Below are 581 nucleotides of genomic sequence, written 5' to 3'. Positions count from 1 at the left end.
ATAGATGAACCCGCCGGGGATGGTTGCGTCAAACATCTCCTCCAGGCACAGGGCCTGCGCGCACAGCTGCACCTCGTCCGCCAGTCGGGGTTTGGCGCGGCCGGACTTGTACTCGACTGGGATGGGCCGCCCGGCGTGCAGTTCCACCACGTCCGACACACCTGCCAGTCCATGCTGACGTGAGGTGAGAGGCAGGGCGCGCAGGGTGGTCACGCCGTCCCGCGCGTCGTTCTGACCGCTGTGTGCCCGCTCATGAGTCTGCTGGCCGCGGGTGGTGTGGGCGTTCTCGCTCCACTCGTGTTCCAGGTGAATCAGGGCGCACTGGCGCGGGCAGAATACGAAGTGCTGCAGGGCCGAAAGCAGGACTGGTTCAGGCGGGTCGTGTGGGAAGGGCTGGGCCGACCGGCCAGTCACGCGGGTTCAGAAATGAGGTGAAGACCCAGGGGCTCCACGGCGCGCGCCAGTCGGGCAACAATGTCCTGGACGTCCTGTATGTCCTCAGCTGACGGTGTGCGCTCGGCGGTCGGGTCCGTGTGGAAGTGAGCGAAGCGGTTTCTCAGGGGAAGGGTATCTCTCCAGAG

The 581-nt window shown here is 65.9% G+C and carries 1 protein-coding gene; it reads right to left on the bottom strand.

Annotated features, from left to right (window positions below; all coding sequences use genetic code 11):
* A partial coding sequence (cas4, locus tag QZ271_RS14450; RefSeq protein ID WP_291432637.1) for a CRISPR-associated protein Cas4 occupies positions 1–414 on the bottom strand: 414 nt, incomplete at its 3' end.
* Between the last annotated feature and the right edge of the window lie 167 nt (positions 415–581).

The sequence above is a fragment of the Deinococcus sp. genome (genome assembly GCF_018260555.1).
In the GTDB taxonomy this organism is placed as follows: Bacteria; Deinococcota; Deinococci; order Deinococcales; family Deinococcaceae; genus Deinococcus.
This window is presented reverse-complemented; position numbering and strand designations above follow the sequence as displayed.